Raw genomic sequence first — 15,693 nt, forward strand, 5'->3', positions numbered from 1 at the left:
CGGATTACACCAGCTCGATCGCCATCGCGGTGGCCTCGCCGCCGCCGATGCACAGCGAGGCCACGCCGCGCTTGCCGCCGCTGCGCTTGAGCGCGCCGAGCAGGGTGACGATGATGCGCGCGCCGGAGGCGCCGATCGGGTGGCCCAGCGCGCAGGCGCCGCCGTGGACGTTGACCTTGCCGTGCGGGATGTCGAGGTCGCGCATGGCGGCCATCGGCACCGCGGCGAAGGCTTCGTTGATCTCGAACAGGTCGACGTCGCCGGCCGTCCAGCCGGTCTTCTTGAACAGCTTGCGCATCGCGCCGATCGGGGCGGTGGTGAACAGGTTCGGCTCTTGCGCGTGGGTGGCGTGGCCCAGCACGCGCGCGATCGGCGTCAGTCCCAGTTCCTTGGCCTTCGATTCGCGCATCATCACCAGCGCGGCGGCGCCGTCGTTGATCGACGACGACGAGGCGGCGGTCACGGTGCCGTCCTTCTTGAACGCAGGCTTGAGCGACGGGATCTTGTCGACCTTGGCCTTGAGCGGGCCTTCGTCCTTGTCGATCACGGTGTCGCCGGCGCGGCTGGTGACGCTGACCGGGGCGATTTCCCAGTCGAAGCCGCCCTCGAGGCTGGCGGCCTGCGCACGCTTGACCGAGGCGATCGCGAACGCGTCCTGCTCCTCGCGCGTGAACTGGTACGTCGCCACGCACTCTTCGGCGAAGGTGCCCATCGAGCGGCCTTCGCCGGTCTTCTCGTTGCGCGAGTAGGCGTCTTCCAGGCCGTCGAGCATCATGTGGTCGAACATCGGCGCGTGGCCGATGCGGTAGCCGCCGCGCGCCTTCGGGATCAGGTAGGGCGCATTGGTCATCGACTCCATGCCGCCGGCGACCACGATGTCGGCGCTGCCGGCCACCAGCTGGTCGTGGGCGAAGATGGCGGCCTGCATCGCCGAGCCGCACATCTTGGACAGCGTGACGGCGCCGGTCGACAGCGGCAGCCCGGCCTTGATCAGCGCCTGGCGCGCCGGGGCCTGGCCCTGGCCGGCCATCAGGCAGTTGCCGAAGTAGACGTGCTCGACCGCGTCAGGGGCGACGCCGGCGCGCTCGACCGCGGCCTTGATCGCCACCGCGCCGAGGTCGCTCGCGGTCTTGGAAGAAAAATCGCCCTGGAAGGCGCCCATCGGGGTGCGCGCTGCGCCGACGATGACGACTGGATCGTTCATGGTATCTGTCTCCAATGAAGGGTTACATGGTTTCGCCGAACAGCTCGCGGCCGATCAGCATGCGACGGATTTCGCTGGTGCCGGCGCCGATCTCGTACAGCTTGGCGTCGCGCCACAGGCGGCCGACCGGGTATTCGTTGATGTAGCCATTGCCGCCCAGGGTCTGGATCGCTTCGCCCGCCATCCAGGTGGCCTTTTCGGCGCTGTACAGGATGGCGCCGGCGGCGTCCTTGCGCAGGGCGCGCACTTGTTCCGGCATCGTTGCGCGGTCGCAGGCCTGGCCCACGGCATACACATAGGCGCGGCAAGCCATCATGGTCGAATACATGTCGGCGATCTTGCCCTGCATCAGCTGGAACTCACCGATCGCCTGGCCGAACTGCTTGCGCTCGTGGATGTACGGCACCACGGCGTCCATGCAGGCCGACATGATGCCCAGCGGGCCGCCGGACAGCACGGTGCGTTCGAAGTCCAGCCCCGACATCAGGACGTTGACGCCCTTGCCGACGCCGCCCAGCACGTTTTCCACAGGTACTTCGCAATCCTGGAACACCAGTTCGCCGGTGTGCGAGCCGCGCATGCCCAGCTTGTCCAGTTTCTGCGCGATCGAGAAGCCCTTGAAGCCTTTTTCGATCAGGAAGGCGGTCATGCCGCGCGGGCCCGCCTCGAGGTCGGTCTTGGCGTACACCACCAGGGTGTCGGCATCCGGACCGTTGGTGATCCACATCTTGTTGCCGTTCAGGACGTAACGATCGCCCTTGAGGTCGGCGCGCAGCTTCATGCTGACCACGTCGGAACCGGCATTCGGCTCGGACATCGCCAGCGCGCCGACGTGCTCGCCCGAGATCAGTTGCGGCAGATAGCGACGTTTTTGTTCCTCGGTGCCGTTGCGCTTGATCTGGTTGACGCACAGGTTCGAATGGGCGCCGTAGGACAGGCCGACCGAGGCCGAGGCGCGCGAGATTTCTTCCATGGCCACGATGTGCGCCAGGTAACCCATATTGGCGCCGCCGTATTCCTCGCCGACGGTGATGCCCAGCAGGCCCAGTTCGCCCATCTTCTTCCACAAGTCCATCGGGAACTGGTCGCTGCGGTCGATCTCCGCCGCGCGCGGGGCGATTTCGCTCGCCGCGAATTGTTGGACTGCTTCGCGCAGCGCGGCGATGTCTTCGCCATGGTCAAAGGTCAAGCCTGGGAGATGCAGCATGTCGTCCTCACGGTGAACGGTGGTTGGGCAGAGTGGGCAGCCAGTGAAGGAATATCATACTCGCCTGTTACGTTAACGTAAACGTAAAGTGAAGTGGTCTACGACAGCCTCTTCAACCGGCGACAAGCCCGCCGCACCAGCACGGACGTCACGCTGATGAGAATGACAATAAATGCATTCACCAAGAATAAATGTCTGGTTATTGAACAGGGTAGAAAACGGCGATTCTACGATTCTTAAAAGGCAGAAAAGGAATGGGGCAGATTGATAAATGTTAAATGTGGTATTTACACCATAAGGTGGCCATCGAGTCGCCTTTGTTGTTATCCTCAAACAACGCACTACGTCATATCGCCACGGATGAAAAATAAAGATTTTTTTATGGCAATATGTGGTTGTTTTCTTTGCTGGATCTTATTGCCCGTTCAGCGCTCGCAAAGCCTTAGTGATGCTCCCAGCCAATCCAGAACAATGCGCTCGACAGGGGAGCAGACATGGTCCGGGTCGCGCCGCGGTCTGGGCGCCGAACAGGGGGGAATAACGGGAAGGAGGTCGAGGAAATTCTGTCGCGTACAAAGTTCTGATGGCTGCCAATCATAGCTGGAGACAAACCATGAAAACGCTATTGCTTATCCTATTGCTGTCAACGAGTGCCACCTTTGCGTTCGCCAATACGGCGCATTACGAATTGAAGGTTTGGCAGAGCAATAATCAGAATCTCAAGAGTATCGGGAAATACGCGACATTGGGTCAATGCCGGACGGCGCTCGCCGAATTCCGCAAGGCTAATTCAGGATGGGCGGGGGGATGCTTCAATATCTAGTTCACGAGATCGTTCCGACTCCTGGAACCGGAACCCTGAACAGCATGCATGCAATCCGCACGGCGTCGATCGCCATTGCGGATTGAATGTCTTCGTGCTGCGACAGTTGAGTTGATCAACCACTTTTGATCGGCTGAATCACTGCAGGCCTTGCCGCGGACCAGGCGAATGTCACGCCGTGTCGCGCGCCGCCTCGTCCTCGCTCAGCAGGCGACGGCATTCTTCCTCGTGGGCCGAAATCTCTTCCAGCGCCATCTCGATGTCAGCGCGCTGCTGTTCCAGGGTCAGACGCTGCTGGGCCAGCACGCCCAGGAAGCGGTTGATCTGTGCCACGGTGTCCCTTGGCGACTCATACATGTCGACGATGCTCTTAATTTCGGACAGCGTCAGGCCGAGGCGCTTGCCGCGCAGGGTCAGTTTCAGGCGGGTGCGGTCGCGCGGGGTGTACACGCGGTTGCGTCCGCCCACGCCTTCGCGCTTGGGGCTGAGCAGGCCCTGGTCTTCATAAAAACGGATCGCCCTTGCGGTGATGTCGAATTCGCGCGCCAGTTCGGCAATGGTATAGGTAGTGGGCATGAGATTTAAGGCAATTGGGAAACGCTGGCGGAATCGCTTAGAATCGAAAAATGATACCGTGATTGCCGTTTACGTTAACTGTCGGTTTCGCCACATTGTAGCGCGGTCCACCGACCCGGAAAATGAAAAGAATGCCATGAATGCCCTCGAAGCCCAGCTGGATTATCCATTTGGCGACACCATCCCTGTTCCCGGCGCCGTGCACGAGGTCATGCCGGGCCTGCGCTGGGCGCGCATGCCGTTGCCGTTTGCGCTGGACCATGTCAATGTGTGGCTGCTGGAAGACGAACTCGAGGAGCGGCGCGGCTGGAGCCTGGTCGATACCGGCGCCAGCACCGACGCCACCCGCGCCGCCTGGGAACAGGTATTGGCCGGGGGGCTGGATGGCCGGCCGCTGCTGCGCCTGATCGCGACGCATTGTCATCCCGACCACGTCGGCCTGTCCGGCTGGCTGTGCACGCGTTTTGGGGCGCCGTTCTGGACCACCACCGGCGAGTTCGGCTTCATGCGCATGATGGCGGCGGCGCTGCCGGGCGTGGATGGGCCGTCGGCCATTCCCCATTTCGAACGCCACGGCCTGGTCGATGCGGCGATGCTGGACCAGATGCGCAGCCGCCGCAATTACTATCCTTCGCTGGTGCCGTCGGTGCCGCAAGCCTATACCCGGCTGCAGGATGGGCAGGTCGTCACGATCGGCGGCCAGGCGTGGCGCGTGATCACCGGCTTCGGCCACTCGCCGGAACATGCTTCGCTCTACTGCGCGGCGCTGAACGTGCTGGTCTCGGGCGATATGGTGTTGCCGCGGATCTCGACCAATGTCTCGGTATTCGCGGTCGAGCCCGAGGGCAATCCGCTCCAGCTCTATCTCGACTCACTGTCGAAATTCGCCGACCTGCCCGAGGACGTGCTGGTGCTGCCGTCGCACGGCAAGCCCTTCCGCGGCCTGCATACCCGCATCGCCCAGCTGCGCGAGCACCACACGGCGCGCCTGGCCGAGGTGATCGCGGCCTGCGCCGCGCCACGCTCGGCGACCGACATCGTGCCGATCATGTTCCGGAGGCCGCTCGACGCGCACCAGCTCAGCTTTGCGCTGGGCGAGGCGCTGGCCCACCTGCACAAGCTGTGGCGCGACGGTCGCCTACGCCGCATGATTGGTCACGACGGCGTAGTGAGATTTCAACAAATCTAACATTTAAATTGTAACCATTGGATACAATTTTTTTGGTACGTGCATTCCAGTCATCCTGTCTAAGTAATGGTGCGTAGACTTATTCATTTCGAATAATAGAAAATTTTGTGGAAATCCTACTTGGCTGTATTGCTGTTGGGTATTAGTTGCACTGAGCGTAAAAACTCTTAAAAAACCACATCATTGTTACATTTTAGTTGTATGATTTGGACCCCATGGCTTCTCATCCGCAAGGGATGGAGAAGCCGCCCGTCCAGTCTCAACAACCCAGTATCACGATGAATTCAACGAATGAACGGGAGAGCTTCAGTGAGCGACTGCAGCAGGCCCTGAAGAACGCACACTACTCGCCCGACAGTCCGACCCGCCTTGCCCGAGAATTTAATATCCGCTTCGAAGGCCGTCCGATCACGGTTCACGCGGCCCGTAAATGGCTGGTAGGCGAAGCCATTCCCACCCAGGAAAAGCTGCGCATGATCGCCCAGTGGCTGGGCGTGCCGGCCGACTGGCTGCGCTTCGGCGGCGCCGAGCAGGCCGCCAGCCTTGACGCCGCCAACGGTGGTGGCGCTCGCTTCGAATCGGCCGACGTCAAACTGATCGCCGACCTGCAGCGCCTGGATGAACACCACCGCCAGCTGGCGCGCGAGTTCATCCGCATGCTGGTGCGCATGAACCACCAGAAAGCGGAAGCAAAGTAAGCCTGCCCCGCAGGGGCTTGCACTTTTCGTCATGCCGGGCCGCACAAACGGCCGCAGCTGGGTCATAATCTGTTCAGGTGGCAGCATGTCCGCCACCGCCCCAGGTCTACCCAGGAGCAGCTGACGCATGCGAAACAACTACGCCAATACCGCCCAGCTCAAGGATTTGATGACGGCGCCCCCCATGACGGCAGCGCGTCATGCCGAGGTCATGCGAGAACGCAATGCCCGGCGCCGAATGCTTGAAGAGGCGCGCGAGTTGAAGAAGTCCCAAGACAAGTACGACGACAAACGCTGAACGCGTGCGCCGGCAGGACGCTGGCGCGCGTTCAGGCGTCTTGTTCGCCCTTCATGCCGCCCCAGCGGGCGGCCTGGGCATTCTCTATCCCTAATAAATCCACGACACGGTCCACCGTGTGCTCGACCATGTCCGCGATCGTCGCCGGCCGATGATAGAAGCTGGGCAGGGGAGGGAAGACGATGCCGCCCATTTCGGTCACGGCCGTCATATTGCGCAAGTGGGCCAGGTTGAAGGGCGTTTCGCGCACCATCAGGACCAGGCGCCGGCGTTCCTTGAGGATCACGTCGGCCGCGCGTGTCACAAGGTTGTCAGAAAAACCATGCGCGACCGCTGCCAGCGTTTTCATCGAACAGGGGGCGATCACCATGCCGTCCGCTTGGTACGAGCCGCTGGCGATCGAGGCGCCGACGTCGCGGTTGCGGTGGACGACGTGGGCCAGCGCTTCGGCGTCGCGCCGCTGCAGGCCGAGTTCCTGGTGCAGGGTGAGGGAGGCGGCGTCGGAAACGACCAGGTGGGTCTCGACGCCCGGGGCGCCGTGCAGCCGCCGCAGCAGCTGCACGCCGTAGGTCGCGCCGGTCGCGCCGGTGATGGCGATGATAATCCGGCGCGGACGTTCGGCCATGCGCTCAGCCGTTCTTCAGCAAGGTCTGCAGTTCGCCGGATTCGTACATCTCGTTCATGATGTCGGTGCCGCCGATGAACTCGCCCTTCACGTACAGCTGGGGAATGGTCGGCCAGTTCGAATAGTCCTTGATGCCCTGGCGAACTTCGGCGTCGTCCAGCACATTGACGGTGGCAACGTTGTCAACACCGCAGGCTTTCAGGATCTGGATGGCGCGGCCCGAGAAGCCGCACTGCGGGAACTGGGCGGTGCCCTTCATGAACAGCACGACCGGGGTGGAGGTCACGGTTTCTTTGATCCAGGTTTGCACGTCGCTCATTTGATTTTGCCTTTGAAGAAAAGGAATAAGTAGATGGCGACATTCTATAACGACTTGGCCGACAAAGTTGGCCAAGTCGCCCCCACGCAGGTGGGGGCCAAGTTCATATCGCCGTCGACCGTCGGTGGTCTGCGGTATCATCGACCAGTTAAAGATTACCTAGAAACACGATGAAGACGTTTGCTACCTTGCCTCCAGTGGCCATGTGGGTGTTCGCGGCCGTGCTGGGGCTGCCTGCCTTGTTCGATATCGCCAGCGCCCTCTCGCGTGGCTGGTTCGCCGGCATCTTCTTCGCGCTCGGGCCGCTGATGATGGCGCTGTACCTGGCCTGGTGCGCATTGCAGCGCCGGGCCGGCCGCACGGCGCTGCTGGCGTCGCCGCGCGTCACCCTGATCGGCTACATCTGCTTCGGCGCCTTCGTCGGCAGCTTCCTGGTGAAGATCATGACGCAGGGCGCGACCCTGAGACTGCCCGGGATGTGACGGTATGCGGCCGGCATTGCGGTATGATCGCCCGGTTTGTCATTCAGATTATTGGAGTAACGATGCAGCAACCCCGCCCGCGCGTACCATCGCCGAACATGAACTTCGTGATCGCCGCCCTGCTGGGCATTCCCGGCCTGCTGAACATTTATAGCGGCGTCACACGCTCCAGCGTGGGCGACATCCTGTCCGGCGTGGCGGCCCTGGTGTATGCCGTGCTGCTGGTGCGCGACGCCGTGCACATCAAGAAGACCGGCCTGCCGGCCATCCCGCAGGCGCGCATGCTCCTGATCGGTTTCGGCTGCCTGACGGTCTACCTGATCGGCATGTTCATGAAGCACGCCTGAGATGAGCGCTCACAGCCGCCTGCCCAGGCAGATCGACACGGCGCGGCCGACGTAGCGGCCATAAGGCGGCACTTCCACGTAACCGTGCCGTTCATAGAAGTCGACCGCGCGCACGTTCACGCGCCGCGTCGACAGCGATAACCGGCGGTAGCCGCAGGCAGCGGCATGCCGTTCCAGCTCGGCCAGAATGGGCGCGCCGGCGCCGCTGCCGGCACGCGCATACATCCGCTTGATTTCACCCACCTCGCCTTCGAGCGATCGCAGCGCGCCGCAGCCGACCGCGACGCCTTGCGCGTCATAGGCGATCACGAAGACCGCGCCGGCCCCACGGCAATCCTGCGGATCGAACGACGAGGCGCCGCTGTCGCCCGTGATGGCGGCCAGCGCCGCGTCGAGCTCGGCGATCAGCTGCCTTGCATCGGGGCTGTCCGGATCGACGCTGGCCAGCCGCGGCATCCGCTTATTTTCCGCGCAGCTTGGCGAAGGCGTCCGCCATCGCATTGTTGGACGGCGGCGCCGACCGTTCCTGGCGCTGATGCTGGGCCACGCGCTTGGCGTCGGTACGGTCGCCGCGCTGCTCCGGCCGCGAACCCGCCTGCGGCGCGCTGTCCGCCAGGCGCATGGTCAGCGCGATGCGCTTGCGCTTGGGGTCGACTTCCAGCACCTTGACCTTGACCACCTGGCCGGCCTTGACCACCGTGTGCGGATCCTTCACGAAGGTGTTCGACAGCGCCGAGATGTGCACCAGCCCGTCCTGGTGCACGCCGATGTCCACGAAAGCGCCGAAGGCGGCGACGTTGGTCACCACGCCTTCCAGGATCATGTCCGGACGCAGGTCCGAGATCTCTTCCACGCCTTCCTTGAAGGTGGCGGTGATGAATTCCGGACGCGGGTCGCGGCCCGGCTTTTCCAGCTCCTTCAGGATGTCGCTCACGGTCGGCACGCCGAATTTCTCGTCCGCGTACTTCGACGGAGACAGGGCTTTCAGCAAGGGGCCGTCGCCGATCAGCGATTTGACGTCGCGCTTGACGTCGGCCAGGATCTTCTCGACCACCGGATACGATTCCGGGTGCACCGCCGACGCGTCCAGCGGATTGGCGCCGTTCACGATGCGCAAGAAGCCGGCCGCCTGCTCGAAGGTCTTGTCGCCCAGGCGCGGCACCTTCTTGAGCGCGGCGCGCGAGGCGAACGCGCCGTTGGCGTCGCGGTAGGCCACGATGCCCTGGGCCACGGTATTCGACAGGCCCGAGACCCGCGCCAGCAGCGGCGCCGAGGCGGTGTTCACGTCCACGCCCACCGCGTTCACGCAATCCTCGACCACCGCGTCGAGCGAGCGCGCGAGCTGGGTCTGCGAGACGTCGTGCTGGTACTGGCCGACGCCGATCGACTTCGGATCGATCTTGACCAGTTCGGCCAGCGGATCCTGCAGGCGGCGCGCGATCGAGACCGCGCCGCGCAGCGAGACGTCCATGTCGGGCAGTTCGCGCGACGCGAATTCGGACGCCGAATACACCGAGGCGCCCGCTTCCGAGACCACGATCTTGGTCAGCTTGAGTTCCTGATTCTGTTTGATCAGGTCTTGCGCCAGCTTGTCGGTCTCGCGCGAGCCGGTGCCGTTGCCGATCGAGATCAGCGACACCTTGTGCTTGGCCGCCAGCTGGCCCAGCGTGTGCAGCGCGCCATGCCAGTCGTTGCGCGGCTGGTGCGGATAGACGGTGGCGGTGTCGACCACCTTGCCGGTGGCGTCGACCACGGCCACCTTGACGCCGGTGCGCAGGCCCGGATCGAGGCCCATGGTGGCGCGCTGTCCGGCCGGCGCCGCCAGCAGCAGCGCTTTCAGGTTGCGCGCGAAGACGCCGATCGCGTCCAGTTCGGCCTTGTCGCGCAGGGCGCCCATCAACTCGGTGTCCAGGTGCATGAAGCTTTTCACGCGCCAGGTCCAGCGCGCGGTGTCCTGCAGCCACTTGTCGGCCGGGCGGCCTTGCGCCTTGATGCCGAAGCGCGCCGCGATGCGGCCCTCGCACGGGTTCAGCGGCGCATCCCACTTCGGCTTCTCGGGTTCCGAATCCAGGCGCAGGCTCACGTCCAGCACGCCCTCGCGGCGGCCGCGCAGCAGGGCCAGCGCACGGTGCGACGGCACGGCGCCCAGGGGCTCGTTGTAGTCGAAGTAGTCGGCGAACTTTTCGCCCTCGTCTTCCTTGCCGGCGACGACCTTCGATTCGACCACGCCGTGCTCCTGCACGTACTCGCGCAGCGATTGCAGCAGTTCTGCGTCTTCCGCAAAACGCTCCATCAGGATCTGGCGCGCGCCGTCCAGGGCCGCCTTGGTGTCCGCCACGCCGGGGTTGGCGCCGCCATCGGCATTGGTGAATGCCTCGCGCAGGTAGCCGTTTGCCACTTCTTCCGGGTTCAGGGTCGGATCGGCCAGCAGGCTATCCGCCAGCGGCGCCAGGCCGGCCTCGATCGCGATCTGGGCCTTGGTGCGGCGCTTCTGCTTGTAGGGCAGGTACAGGTCTTCGAGGCGGGTCTTGTCTTCCGCCATGGCGATCGCCTGCATCAGCTCGGGCGTCATCTTGTTCTGTTCCGTGATCGACGCGACGATGGTGGCGCGCCGGTCTTCGAGCTCGCGCAGGTAACGCAGGCGTTCTTCGAGCAGGCGCAGCTGGGTGTCGTCGAGACCGCCCGTGGCTTCCTTGCGATAGCGGGCGATGAAGGGCACGGTGGCGCCTTCGTCGAGCAAGGCGATGGCGGCGGCCACCTGGGCCGGGCGGGCGGCGAGTTCTTGGGCGAGGCGTTGTTCGATGGAGGGCAGCATGTGAATCGTTGTATCGAAGATCAAGCGGCCAATGATACGCGCTCATCGACGATGCGCCAGTCTTGACAGCGTGTCGCGGACATGAGAGAACAACCGGTTGACGAGAAAGCGTGCGCACTGCGCACGGATGAGATTTGTCCGCTACGTGCGATTCCGAACAAAACGGAAGTGATCGTATGCGAGATAATGCCGTTTATTGCCTTTTTTGATACGAAGCCACGAGACCCAATGACCACAGTCGATTATCTTCGCGAGAAAGCCAGCGACGCACCTCCGGTCCGCGCTCCCGCACGTTCCCCGGCCCTTCCGGCGCCGGTGGTGAGCTGGCTGCAACGGGTCGAGGCCGCGGCCCATCCCCAGCCGAAGCTGACCGATGAAGTCGTCGACCCCAAGGCCGCGCAATACAAGTTCGTCTATGTCATGGCGCCCACCAGCGGCGGCCGCCACGTCGCGCTGTGCCTGTGCAAGGCGCGCCTGCGTCCGAACGGCGACGTGGCCGCGGCCAGCCCGGTCAGCGAAGTGTTCTCGCTGCTGTCGGCGCCGCCCGCCTACCTCGAAGGCGACGACGTCGACCTGGTGCGCTTCTTCATCGCCATGCGCAGCGGGTCGGCCCAGGGCACCAGCGCCACCGAACCCAAGGGCAAGGTGGGCGCGATCCTGCTGCAGATGCTGCTCGATCAGGGCAAGCTGCTGTGGGCGAACTCGTGGTCCGACATGGCCAGCGGCCTTGTCTATCCGTTGCAGGGTGGCCCGACCCGCCTGGCCAGCCTGGCCTGGCGCGACGAAGGCCGGGTGTCCAAGCTCGGGTGGTCGGTGGAGCCGGTCGGTGGCGCCGCCACCCACAGCGCGGCCGACCAGATCGACTACATGCTGCCGACCGATCCGCCGTGGTACATCGACAACCTGTCCTGCGGGCCGCTCGAACTCAATCGCGGCGGCATCGACATCTCGCTGGCCGAACTGCAGGCCCTGGTGGCGCAAGCCCCGGCCCTGACCGGCACCGACAAGAAACGCGTCTCGCAGCTGCTGCTGGCCCACGGCCTGCAGCAGCTGATGCCATTGCCGCAACCGCTGACCCAGCGCCTGCGCAATGACGTCAAGCCGATTCCGCACCTGCTGCTCGATGCCGTGCAGCTGGCCGACGGCAACGTCACGCGCTGGCAAGACTTCGCCGTGCTGGCCTTCGACTACGACGGCCAGCGCGTCTCGTTCGACCCGTCGCAGCGCGTGGTGCGCCAGATCGGCGACCTCACCGAAATCATCGAACGCGACCCGAAGGCCGAGAGCGACGCCCTCGATAAACTGGGCGAGATCGGCTTCCGCAAGCCGGTCACCGCCCCGTTCAACGCCATGGCCGGCGCGCTGCAGCTCGAAAGCCAGGCGCACTGGCTGCGCTTTGCCGAGAACGACGTCGACGCGCTGTCCGACGCCGGCTGGCACCTGCAGAAATCTAACAAGTACCGGTATGACGTCGTACCGGTCGAAGACTGGTATGCCGACATCGACGAGCCGGCCGAAGCAGGCAACGCCTGGTTCGAGCTGGAGCTGGGCATCGTGGTGGCGAAGAAGCGCGTGCCGCTGCTGCCGGTGCTGGTGCAGCTGATCCGCAGCGCGCCGCTCGAATTCGACCCTGCCGTGCTGGCCGCCCATGCCGAGGCCGACCAGATGTTGGCCGTCCTGCCTGACGGCGTGCGCGTGGCGCTGCCGTGGGGCCGCCTCAAGCCGATCCTCGCCACCCTGGGCGAGCTGTACTTCAACGACAAGATCAAGGGCAAGCTGCGCCTGTCGACCCTCGATGCGGCGCGCCTCGAAGAATTGGCGCGCGGCGTCGAGCTGCGCTGGACCGGCGGCGAGCGCCTGCGCGAGACCGGCCGCAAGCTGAGCCAGTTCGGCGCGGTCAAGAAGGTCGAAGCGCCCAAGGGCCTGCAAGCGACCCTCCGTGATTACCAGCTCGACGGCCTGTCCTGGATGCAGTTCCTGCGCGAGTACGACCTGGGCGGCATCCTGGCCGACGACATGGGTCTCGGTAAAACGGTGCAGACGCTGGCCCACATCCTCACCGAGAAAGAGGCCGGCCGTCTTACCAGCCCGGCCCTGGTGATCGCCCCGACCAGCCTGATGGCCAACTGGTTCGACGAAGCCGCGCGCTTCGCGCCGAGCCTCAAGGTGCTGCTCCTGCAGGGCAAGGAGCGCATGGACCTGTTCGACCAGATCGACGACGCCGACATCGTCCTGACCACCTATGCGCTGCTGCCGCGCGACGAAGAAGAACTGCGCAAGCACCACTATCACCTGGTGATCCTCGACGAATCGCACTACATCAAGAACACCCGCTCCAAGGCGGCGCAGACGGCCGGCTCGCTCGACGCCCGCCACCGCCTGTGCCTGTCGGGCACCCCGCTCGAGAACCACCTGGGCGAATTGTGGTCGCAGTTCCACTTCCTGCTCCCGGGCCTCCTGGGCGACGAGAAGACCTTCAACACGCAGTTCCGCCATCCGATCGAGCGCCAGGACGACCCGGTGCGCCGCACCCTGCTGAACCGCCGCATCCGTCCCTTCCTGCTGCGCCGCACGAAAGACCACGTGGCCAAGGAGCTGCCGGAGAAAACCGAGATGGTGCGCCGCATCGAGCTGGCCGGCCCGCAGCGCGACCTGTACGAGACCGTGCGCCTGGCGATGGACAAGAAGGTGCGCGACGAGATCGACCGCAAGGGCGTGGCGCGCAGCCAGATCGTCATCCTCGAGGCCTTGCTCAAGCTGCGCCAGGTCTGCTGCGATCCGCGCCTGGTGAAGGCGATGCCGTCCAAGAAGAACACGGCCGCCGTGTCGGCCAAGCTGCTGGACCTGATGCAGATGGTCGAAGACCTGCTGGGCGAGGGCCGCAAGATCCTCGTGTTCTCGCAGTTCACCAGCATGCTCGGCCTGATCGAGGAAGAACTCGACGCGCGCAACATCCCGTACGCGATCCTGACCGGCGAGACGCGCGACCGCTCGGCCCAGGTGGCGGCCTTCCAGCAGGGCGCGGTGCCGATCTTCCTGATCAGCCTGAAAGCCGGCGGTGTAGGACTCAATCTCACAGCGGCCGACACCGTGATCCACTACGACCCGTGGTGGAACCCGGCGGCCGAGAACCAAGCGACCGACCGCGCCTGGCGCATCGGGCAAGACAAGCCCGTGTTCGTGTACAAGTTGATCGCGAAAGGCACGCTGGAAGAAAAAATCCAGCAGCTGCAGCAGAAGAAGTCGGAGCTGGCGCAGTCGATCCTGTCCGAAGGCGAATCGCAGAAGATGGCGCTGACGCAGGAAGACCTGCAGGCGATCTTCGCGCCGCTGGACGACTGATTGGATGGGGCCGCGCTCGCTGGCGTGAGCGCGGCCGAAAAGAAAGCACGCGGCGCAAGGCCGCGTGCGACGCTGTCAAGACAGCTTATTTGTAGAAGGCTTCGACCTTGCCCTTGAGCTTGATGAGCATCGGCTTGCCGCGGCGGTCGAGGGTCTTGCCGGCGGCGACCTTGATCCAGCCTTCGCTGAGGCAATATTCTTCGACGTCGTAGCGATCCTTGTCGTTGAAGCGGATGCCGATTTCGCGCTGGAACACGTCACGGTTGTGGAAAGGGCTGCTCGGATCGATCGACAGCCGGTCTGGGAGCGGGGGGAGGGTTGCGGTATCGTTCATGGTGCGCGAATTATCCCTCAACTCGCCGGGACATGGCGCATTTCTTTGCGCGGGCGGCCTTTGGCCCGGGCCTGGCCCGAATCATGGCGTGCCCATCGAGAGATATTTCACAAACACTGTTTCATGGCTGTATACTTGATGGTAAACCTGACATCCTTGCTAGTTGGTCAAGAAAGAGCCCGATGAAGTCCAGCCCCCATGCCGCCGCCTCGTCGCCAGGCTCCCCTCCCATCGCGGGCCGCCCTGACGACGATGCGCTGCCGGCCGGGCAGTTCCGCGCGATCGCCGAACTGGGCGGCGATGTCGCCTTCGCCATCGCGCTGCCGGCGCACCGCTTCGTGTATCTGAGCCCCGCCTTCGGCGCACTGAGCGGCTTCGACCGCGAGGCGCTGCAGCGTGCGCTCGACGGCGACGCCGTCTCGCCCCTGGCGCCGCTCGCGGCCTGGCTGCGCGAGGCGGCCGGCGGCGCGCCCGGCGCGCGCAGCCAGCGCGAATTCGACCTGTTCGACGCCGAGGGCCGGCCGCTGGCGCTGGAAGGCCTGGCCACGGCGCTGGTCGACGGCTCTGCCGACGGTGCTGCCGACCATGGCGCGACCCTGGTCGGGCTGCTGCGCGACCTGTCGGCGCGACGCGCCCACCAAAGCGAGCAGAAGCGTTTTGCCAGCATGCTCAATCACGAATTCCGCACCCCGTTGGCCACGATCGACGGCGCCATCCAGCGCCTCGAGGCGACGTCGAGCCACGCCGACGAGCCCACGCGCACGCGCTACCGCAAGATCGGCGCCGCGGTCGACCGCCTGATCGGGATGCTCGATGAATACCTGTCGCCGGATCGCATGGCCGCGCTCGGCCGCGCGCGGCAGCCGAACACGATCACCGTGAGCGACCTGGTCGACAGCGGCGCCGTCCAGATCCGCGCGGCCGGCCGCGAAGCCGCGCTGCGGCTGGAAGAACTACCACTGACCCTGCGCGGGGAGCCGGAAGGCCTGCGCCTGGCGCTCAAGGTCTTGATCGATAATGCATTGGCGTTTTCGCCGCCGTCGGCGCCCGTGATCCTGCGTGCGCGGCGCAGCGGCGGCGGGGTCGAGCTGGCGGTGCTGGACGGCGGCGCCGGCGTGCCGCCGGAGGACGTGGCGCGGGTCTTCGACAAGGGCTACCGCGGCCGCAACGCCGCCGGCCTGCCCGGCAGCGGCCTCGGTCTGTACATGGCGCGCTCGATCGTCGAGGTGCATGGCGGTGTGCTGAGCCTGGCGCCGGGAGAGGAAGGGGCGGGCGCCGAATTCCGTTTATGGATGCCTGCTTTGAGCCTTTAGGGAGTTATAGAGGAACAACTCCTTGCTTCAGACCGCCTCAGCAACGATAATCGGACCGCGACCCGGCAAGGATAACGCTACCATTGGTATCATTGTCGGGTTAAAGAACACTACGGCCAAG

Annotated in this window: 16 protein-coding genes; 8 read left to right on the top strand and 8 right to left on the bottom strand. The window is 64.6% G+C overall.

The window, feature by feature from the left end; genetic code table 11:
• Positions 1-4: 4 nt before the first annotated feature.
• Both HMPREF9710_RS04590 and HMPREF9710_RS04595 read right to left on the bottom strand, forming a co-directional pair.
• The gene (locus tag HMPREF9710_RS04590) at positions 5-1,204 is read right to left on the bottom strand and encodes an acetyl-CoA C-acyltransferase (RefSeq protein WP_005664330.1); all 1,200 of its coding nucleotides are present in this window, start codon (positions 1,202-1,204) and stop codon (positions 5-7) included.
• 22 nt (positions 1,205-1,226) lie between these two features.
• The gene (locus HMPREF9710_RS04595) at positions 1,227-2,411 is read right to left on the bottom strand and encodes an isovaleryl-CoA dehydrogenase (protein ID WP_005664332.1); all 1,185 of its coding nucleotides are present in this window, start codon (positions 2,409-2,411) and stop codon (positions 1,227-1,229) included.
• 613 nt (positions 2,412-3,024) lie between these two features.
• Here HMPREF9710_RS04595 and HMPREF9710_RS04600 point away from each other — a divergent pair.
• Positions 3,025-3,234, top strand: coding sequence for a hypothetical protein (locus HMPREF9710_RS04600; RefSeq protein ID WP_005664334.1), 210 nt, complete (start codon positions 3,025-3,027; stop codon positions 3,232-3,234).
• A 171-nt stretch (positions 3,235-3,405) separates the two neighbouring features.
• Here HMPREF9710_RS04600 and HMPREF9710_RS04605 read toward each other — a convergent pair whose 3' ends face one another.
• Positions 3,406-3,810 carry a MerR family transcriptional regulator gene (locus HMPREF9710_RS04605; RefSeq protein WP_005664336.1) on the bottom strand — a complete coding sequence of 135 codons (405 nt, stop codon included), beginning with the start codon at positions 3,808-3,810 and terminating at the stop codon, positions 3,406-3,408.
• A gap of 136 nt (positions 3,811-3,946) precedes the next feature.
• Between HMPREF9710_RS04605 and HMPREF9710_RS04610 the strand changes: the two genes are divergently transcribed.
• The 3 genes from HMPREF9710_RS04610 (at position 3,947) to HMPREF9710_RS28200 (ending at position 5,995) form a co-directional block, all read left to right on the top strand.
• On the top strand, positions 3,947-4,999 hold the full coding sequence (locus tag HMPREF9710_RS04610) for an MBL fold metallo-hydrolase (protein WP_005664338.1): 1,053 nt from the start codon (positions 3,947-3,949) through the stop codon (positions 4,997-4,999).
• Between the two features lie 278 nt (positions 5,000-5,277).
• A complete protein-coding gene (locus HMPREF9710_RS04615) occupies positions 5,278-5,697 on the top strand; it encodes a hypothetical protein (RefSeq protein ID WP_040775023.1) in 420 nt (139 codons plus the stop codon).
• A gap of 127 nt (positions 5,698-5,824) precedes the next feature.
• Entirely contained in the window at positions 5,825-5,995 is a 171-nt protein-coding gene (locus tag HMPREF9710_RS28200; RefSeq protein ID WP_005664342.1) for a hypothetical protein, read from the top strand.
• A 31-nt stretch (positions 5,996-6,026) separates the two neighbouring features.
• Here the strand turns inward: HMPREF9710_RS28200 and HMPREF9710_RS04620 are convergent, their stop codons facing one another.
• Together HMPREF9710_RS04620 and grxD are read right to left on the bottom strand one after the other, a co-directional pair.
• Complete coding sequence (locus HMPREF9710_RS04620) at positions 6,027-6,620, bottom strand: UbiX family flavin prenyltransferase (protein ID WP_005664343.1); 594 nt, start codon at positions 6,618-6,620, stop codon at positions 6,027-6,029.
• A gap of 4 nt (positions 6,621-6,624) precedes the next feature.
• Positions 6,625-6,939 carry a Grx4 family monothiol glutaredoxin gene (gene grxD, locus HMPREF9710_RS04625; protein ID WP_005664345.1) on the bottom strand — a complete coding sequence of 105 codons (315 nt, stop codon included), beginning with the start codon at positions 6,937-6,939 and terminating at the stop codon, positions 6,625-6,627.
• A 170-nt stretch (positions 6,940-7,109) separates the two neighbouring features.
• Between grxD and HMPREF9710_RS04630 the strand changes: the two genes are divergently transcribed.
• Positions 7,110-7,421: a hypothetical protein gene (locus HMPREF9710_RS04630; protein ID WP_005664348.1), complete on the top strand. Its 312-nt coding sequence runs from the start codon at positions 7,110-7,112 to the stop codon at positions 7,419-7,421.
• 62 nt (positions 7,422-7,483) lie between these two features.
• Complete coding sequence (locus HMPREF9710_RS04635; RefSeq protein ID WP_005664350.1) at positions 7,484-7,768, top strand: hypothetical protein; 285 nt, start codon at positions 7,484-7,486, stop codon at positions 7,766-7,768.
• Positions 7,769-7,777: 9 nt separating this feature from the next.
• On the opposite strand, the gene HMPREF9710_RS04640 is transcribed toward HMPREF9710_RS04635, so the two are convergent.
• Positions 7,778-8,224, bottom strand: coding sequence for a GNAT family N-acetyltransferase (locus HMPREF9710_RS04640; RefSeq protein WP_005664352.1), 447 nt, complete (start codon positions 8,222-8,224; stop codon positions 7,778-7,780).
• Between the two features lie 4 nt (positions 8,225-8,228).
• Positions 8,229-10,583 (bottom strand): Tex family protein, encoded by a 2,355-nt coding sequence (locus tag HMPREF9710_RS04645; RefSeq protein WP_005664353.1) that lies wholly within the window; start codon positions 10,581-10,583, stop codon positions 8,229-8,231.
• A 228-nt stretch (positions 10,584-10,811) separates the two neighbouring features.
• Here HMPREF9710_RS04645 and HMPREF9710_RS04650 point away from each other — a divergent pair, with 228 nt between their 5' ends.
• Complete coding sequence (locus tag HMPREF9710_RS04650) at positions 10,812-13,925, top strand: DEAD/DEAH box helicase (protein WP_005664356.1); 3,114 nt, start codon at positions 10,812-10,814, stop codon at positions 13,923-13,925.
• Between the two features lie 85 nt (positions 13,926-14,010).
• Here HMPREF9710_RS04650 and HMPREF9710_RS04655 read toward each other — a convergent pair whose 3' ends face one another.
• Complete coding sequence (locus tag HMPREF9710_RS04655) at positions 14,011-14,259, bottom strand: DUF3297 family protein (protein ID WP_005664358.1); 249 nt, start codon at positions 14,257-14,259, stop codon at positions 14,011-14,013.
• A gap of 182 nt (positions 14,260-14,441) precedes the next feature.
• Between HMPREF9710_RS04655 and HMPREF9710_RS04660 the strand changes: the two genes are divergently transcribed.
• Positions 14,442-15,572, top strand: a complete 1,131-nt coding sequence (locus tag HMPREF9710_RS04660) for a PAS domain-containing sensor histidine kinase (protein ID WP_005664360.1) — start codon at positions 14,442-14,444, stop codon at positions 15,570-15,572.
• Positions 15,573-15,693 lie beyond the last annotated feature (121 nt).

Origin of the sequence: Massilia timonae CCUG 45783 (assembly GCF_000315425.1) — a bacterium.
GTDB classification, from domain to species: Bacteria; Pseudomonadota; Gammaproteobacteria; order Burkholderiales; family Burkholderiaceae_D; genus Telluria; species Telluria timonae.